This window comes from Bacillus sp. JJ722 (assembly GCF_036963345.1).
Classification (GTDB): Bacteria; Bacillota; Bacilli; order Bacillales; family DSM-1321; genus Bacillus_AD.
This window is the reverse complement of the sequence record NZ_JBALMO010000204.1, coordinates 282-5,124: the sequence shown is the minus strand read 5'-3', so window position 1 is coordinate 5,124 and position 4,843 is coordinate 282. Positions and strand designations below refer to the sequence as shown.

General features: G+C 32.3%; 7 protein-coding genes. 5 read left to right on the top strand and 2 right to left on the bottom strand.

What is annotated here, in order from left to right; all coding sequences use genetic code 11:
• Positions 1 to 280: LPXTG cell wall anchor domain-containing protein (locus tag V7014_RS20910; protein ID WP_335509951.1), on the top strand; the 280-nt coding region annotated here is incomplete at its 5' end.
• 78 nt (positions 281 to 358) lie between these two features.
• Here V7014_RS20910 and V7014_RS20905 read toward each other — a convergent pair.
• A complete protein-coding gene (locus tag V7014_RS20905) occupies positions 359 to 946 on the bottom strand; it encodes a class D sortase (RefSeq protein WP_335509949.1) in 588 nt (195 codons plus the stop codon).
• 430 nt (positions 947 to 1,376) lie between these two features.
• On the opposite strand from V7014_RS20905, the gene rodA reads away from it, so the two are divergent.
• A complete protein-coding gene (gene rodA / locus V7014_RS20900) occupies positions 1,377 to 2,549 on the top strand; it encodes a rod shape-determining protein RodA (protein ID WP_335509946.1) in 1,173 nt (390 codons plus the stop codon).
• Between the two features lie 92 nt (positions 2,550 to 2,641).
• On the opposite strand, the gene V7014_RS20895 is transcribed toward rodA, so the two are convergent.
• Positions 2,642 to 3,268 (bottom strand): nitroreductase family protein, encoded by a 627-nt coding sequence (locus V7014_RS20895; RefSeq protein ID WP_335509945.1) that lies wholly within the window; start codon positions 3,266 to 3,268, stop codon positions 2,642 to 2,644.
• Positions 3,269 to 3,371: 103 nt separating this feature from the next.
• On the opposite strand from V7014_RS20895, the gene V7014_RS20890 reads away from it, so the two are divergent.
• From V7014_RS20890 to V7014_RS20880, 3 genes are all read left to right on the top strand, one after another.
• The gene (locus tag V7014_RS20890) at positions 3,372 to 3,761 is read left to right on the top strand and encodes a winged helix-turn-helix transcriptional regulator (protein WP_335509943.1); all 390 of its coding nucleotides are present in this window, start codon (positions 3,372 to 3,374) and stop codon (positions 3,759 to 3,761) included.
• Positions 3,762 to 3,806: 45 nt separating this feature from the next.
• Positions 3,807 to 4,040 carry a DUF3977 family protein gene (locus V7014_RS20885; RefSeq protein WP_335509959.1) on the top strand — a complete coding sequence of 78 codons (234 nt, stop codon included), beginning with the start codon at positions 3,807 to 3,809 and terminating at the stop codon, positions 4,038 to 4,040.
• 103 nt (positions 4,041 to 4,143) lie between these two features.
• Positions 4,144 to 4,698 carry a uridine kinase gene (locus V7014_RS20880; protein WP_335509941.1) on the top strand — a complete coding sequence of 185 codons (555 nt, stop codon included), beginning with the start codon at positions 4,144 to 4,146 and terminating at the stop codon, positions 4,696 to 4,698.
• Positions 4,699 to 4,843: the final 145 nt, after the last annotated feature.

The window sequence follows — 4,843 nt, the reverse complement described above, 5'->3', positions numbered from 1 at the left end:
AGGAACAGATCCAGGAACAGATCCAGGAACAGATCCAGGAATAAATCCAGGAACAGACCCAGGGACAGACCCAGAAACAGAACCGGGAACAGACTCAGGAAATAATAAAGAAGATGTCAAAGATAGTAATTCGATATTAAACAATACAAAAATTAATCAAGGAACCTTGCCGGATACAGGGGGAGTTTATTATAATTACTTACTTCTTAGCGGTGTTTTAGGTATCTTTGGGGTTTTACTTTTTGTAGTAGATAGATCCAGAAGAAAATCAGAATCATAAAATTAGTAACAACATAATAAAAGCATGGTTGCAGTTGTACAGCCTGAATATTAGACTGTACAGTGTGCATCCATGCTTTTATTTTAGCCTCCCAATAGCAATATAACGATCAGGTGCATCTCCTAGGTAATAAAAAGGATAACAAGTCACAAGAGTAATGGCGGGATAGTCATATGATTGGGTAATTAATGGATCTGTCGGTTTAACGACTTCCAATTGTTCAATAATATATGTTTCGGTTCCATATAATGTATTAATGACGATTTCATCATTAACCTTCAGGTCTTTTAGCGGACGGAATACGCCGTCTCGGTGTCCAAGTACAATGGAATTTCCTTGTTCGCCAAAATTGGCTGTGCCTGAAAAATGTACAGCACCTTTTTCTAAGTCTTTTTCAGTAGAACCTTCAATTAAAGGAATATTCTCTTTAAGCCTTGGTATTTGTACTTCACCAAGTAATCCTTTTTCATAAGTAATGGAAGTTGTAGAAGTTGTTTTTTCCTGATTATTATTGATTTGCTCATCTTTAATATCGTTCCATAAGTTTAGATTTTCTTTAACAGCCGATTGACTATCATAAATTTTATAAAGAGAGTATGCGGATGTTAATATAGAAATTGTTATGAGAAAAATAGAGAAATAAAAAAGTTTAGATTTGTTTTTCATTACTTTATACCTTTCACTTTAGTAGAATATGTATTAACCTAAATTAGGTATATTTTTTGTTATACAAGAAATATTCTATTTATTAATTTACTACATAATACAAAATGTAACAATTAATAGGGTATAAGGTGGTATAAAGGGAAACGTATCTTTTGAGGAATTAGGTTAGAAAATAGTACTATATGATTCTATGGTTATGAAATTTCATTTTCGAAGCAAAAGATAACAATTTTTTGTATATTTTTCGAGTTTGGACAAAACTTAATATAAGCTAGGTAAACGTTGAATGGCTTGGATTTATAAGAATTTTTTGTTAATGAAAATGTATCCAAGTAAGTTTTCTCAGTTGTGATTTTCGTATCATACAGTATAATTGAAAAGTATTATAGTAATTAAAAATGACATTTCCTATTAATAAGGAGAATATATTGTGCAACCAGTTAAACTTCGAACATCAAGGATAGACTATACGTTAGTCTTATTATTATTTCTACTCTTTCTGTGTAGTTGTTTAGCGATTTATAGCGCACAAATGACTGGGCAGTATGGACAAAATTTCTTATTAAAGCAAATAGTTTGGTACGCGTCGGGTATCGTCATCATATTAGCCGTTATTCGATTAGACTCTGATCAGCTTAGAAAAATATCCTGGTATGCGTATGGCTTTGGTAATGCATTATTAGCTTTCTTAGTTGTAGCTCCTTCAAGTATTGCACCAGTTATCAATGGTGCAAAAAGTTGGTACAAGCTGCCGGGTATTGGTTCTTTGCAGCCTTCGGAATTTATGAAAGTATTTCTAATAGTAGCGTTAGCAAATGTAGTGACCACCCATCATGAAAAGAATCCAATTAAAACGGTTAAGAGTGACTGTTGGCTATTAATTAAGTTAGGATTAGTAACAGCTCTACCACTAGCGTTTATTATGCAGCAGCCTGACCTTGGTACGTCGCTAGTATTTTTATCGATTTTGTTAGGTGTGATTTTCGTATCGGGGATTACTTGGAAAATATTATTACCGATGTTTTCGGCAGCAACATTACTCGTATCGGGAATCATGTATTTCGTATTATATGCCCCTGAAGTATTAGAAAAATATTTAGGTGTAAAACAGTATCAGTTTAGCCGAATTTATTCTTGGTTAGACCCATATAACTATGAAAGTTCTGCTGGGTTCCACTTAACTCGTTCTCTCTTAGCAATTGGTTCTGGAGAAACGACTGGTAAAGGAATTGGAAATAGAGAAGTTTATTTACCTGAAAGTCAAACAGACTTTATTTTTAGTGTTATCGGTGAAGAATTTGGATTCGTCGGTACAAGTATTGTAGTCAGTTTGTTCTTCTTATTGATTTACCATATTATCAGAATCGCTATGGGTACAAAGAATTCATTCTATACCTACATATGTGTAGGTGTTATTAGTATGATTACGTTCCATGTATTCCAAAACATTGGTATGACAATTGGTTTACTTCCTATTACAGGAATCCCGTTACCATTCATAAGTTATGGGGGAAGTTCACTCTGGGGAAATATGCTCGCCATGGGTGTTATCTTCAGTATCGGTTATCACTACAAGAAGTATATGTTTTCTTCGGAAAAATAAAGAATACACCCTGTATTAGCATAATCTAATGAAATGTAAAAAAAGAGGATGAAGTAATAAAATATTACTTTCATCCTCTTTTTCTTTTAAGGTTAAACAAACTGAACTAATTGTTCGATTGGTAATCTTGTTGTTTTATGTGCTGGAGCGTCAGCTTTACCTAGAGCTATTAACACAACTGGAGTATATCTTTCGTTAATATCAAATCGCTCAATTAATTTTTGTTTATCATATCCACCCATTGCTACTGTATCGTAACCTTTATCTTTTGCAATTAGCATAAATTGCATAGAAATTAAGCCCGTATCAAATGTTGCGATATTCTCTCTTTTTGCAAGTGGCGCAAATGGATAGGCTTTATTTACATTTTCAACTAATACTTTTTTTGTTTCTTCATTAATAAATCCTGCTTCTAAGCTACTTTGGCTTACTTGTTCCGCATTTCTATACATTTCTGTGTCACCAAGTACGATGATTACTGCAGAAGCTGTTTCAACTTGTTCTTGATTATAAGCAATTTTTCGTAAATCTTTCTTTACCTCTTGATCTTGAACCACGATAAATTTCCATGGTTGTAAGTTGCTAGATGAAGGTGCTGAAGTCGCTTCGCGTAACATACTTTCTATTTCTTCTTTTGAAATTGAAAAAGACGGATCGAACTTTCTTACAGAATGACGAGTATGCATAATTTCAGATAAACTTTGTTGTGTGTTTGACATATATATCCTCCGAATATAATACTACATTTACAGATAAACTTACTAATAGTAAGTTTAATTAGCTTACTATTAGTAAGTATGTTTGNNAATTGGGGGTATGAATATGGAAAAACAAAATAAAAAGAAGACTCCTGATTCAAAAGAAAATGGCTGTATTAAATTTTGCAATAATTTTCATAGTACAATTGAATTTATCGGTAAACGATGGATAGGTGTAATCATTTACACTCTATTAAGTGGTCCTAAGAGATACCACGAAATTTCTGATAGTATTCCTGGCATTTCAGACCGCTTATTGTCAGATCGATTACGTGATCTTGAGAATCAAGGAATTATCACGAAAAAAAAATCAGCTTCTGCTCCTCGAAAAGTTGAATATGAATTAACACCAATTGGGAAAGAATTCGAAACCGTTTTTCGAAGCATTTATAATTGGATTCAAATAAAAGAACAATTACAACCCCAAAAGTATACTCGTAATGATTGTGAATGAGAAAAACTATACAAGATTTTAAAAAAGAAATTGGTGAAAATAAATCTGTCGACTGCGATTCTTTGGGGTAACACATGGTTCATTAGGACGGAAATAGAATTAGAAGATGGAACTGAGTATGAGGAGAAAAGAATAGTAAAACCTATAAAATTCCATTCAATATATTTGAGAGTTTGGGTAGGTAAAAATGTCATAATAGTAGATTTAAAAGAAGGTATCAAAAAACAAAAGAAAAACCGGAATGAATTTAGAATTTTTTTTGGAATAGTAAGTTATTAGAAACTTTGATACAATAATGTCTCTAATCGCAGTTTCTTGTATAGAATTTAGAGTTGGCTTATAGAGAATAGAAGTAAGCAATCTTTTTTCTAAGGAGGATTATATGAGACAAAAACCAATAATAATTTCTATTTCTGCTGTATCTGGTGGAGGTAAGACAACTGTTACAAAGGCGCTAGCTAATAAACTTAATACAGCAAAGACTCTACATTTTGATGATTATGATCTAGAAGGACCTAGTGACGTTTGTAAATGGGTAGAAAAAGGTGCAAATTATGATGAGTGGAATGTTAATCCCATAATTAATGATATTAAGTCAGCACTAAATGATTCAGATATAAATTATATTATTTTAGACTATCCGTTTTCGTACCTTAACAATGAGATGAAGGATCTGATAGACATTTCATTTTATATAAACACGCCATTAGATGTAGCGATGGCAAGAAGATTAATTCGTAATCCTTTGAATTCTATAGATGAAGTCATTTATGAATGCGAGCTATATTTGAGTGCTGGAAGAATGGCATATCTAGAGATGGAGAAAAGTGTTAAACCAGATGCGGACTATGTAATTGACGGTCAAATTACTATAGATAGCATTGTAGAAGCAATAATAAGTAAGCCTATTATACTAACTGGGTATTTTCTTGAATAAGCAATGTGATTTTTATTTATTCCGTTCTAACTGGCGTTATTAAGTCATTAAAATGAGGCTGTTCAATAAGTCCTATTTACTATCATTGTTTGATTATTAATGGGAAGTAATTCTTTAGATTTTTAAGAAGATAGATGGGTTTCAT

Bases quoted from the DNA above. Each gene is read 5' to 3' on its own strand.
- V7014_RS20905 (WP_335509949.1), bottom strand. From the start codon at position 946: ATGAAAAACAAATCTAAACTTTTTTATTTCTCTATTTTTCTCATAACA.
- V7014_RS20895 (WP_335509945.1), bottom strand. From the start codon at position 3,268: ATGTCAAACACACAACAAAGTTTATCTGAAATTATGCATACTCGTCAT.
- V7014_RS20890 (WP_335509943.1), top strand. From the start codon at position 3,372: ATGGAAAAACAAAATAAAAAGAAGACTCCTGATTCAAAAGAAAATGGC.
- V7014_RS20880 (WP_335509941.1), top strand. From the start codon at position 4,144: ATGAGACAAAAACCAATAATAATTTCTATTTCTGCTGTATCTGGTGGA.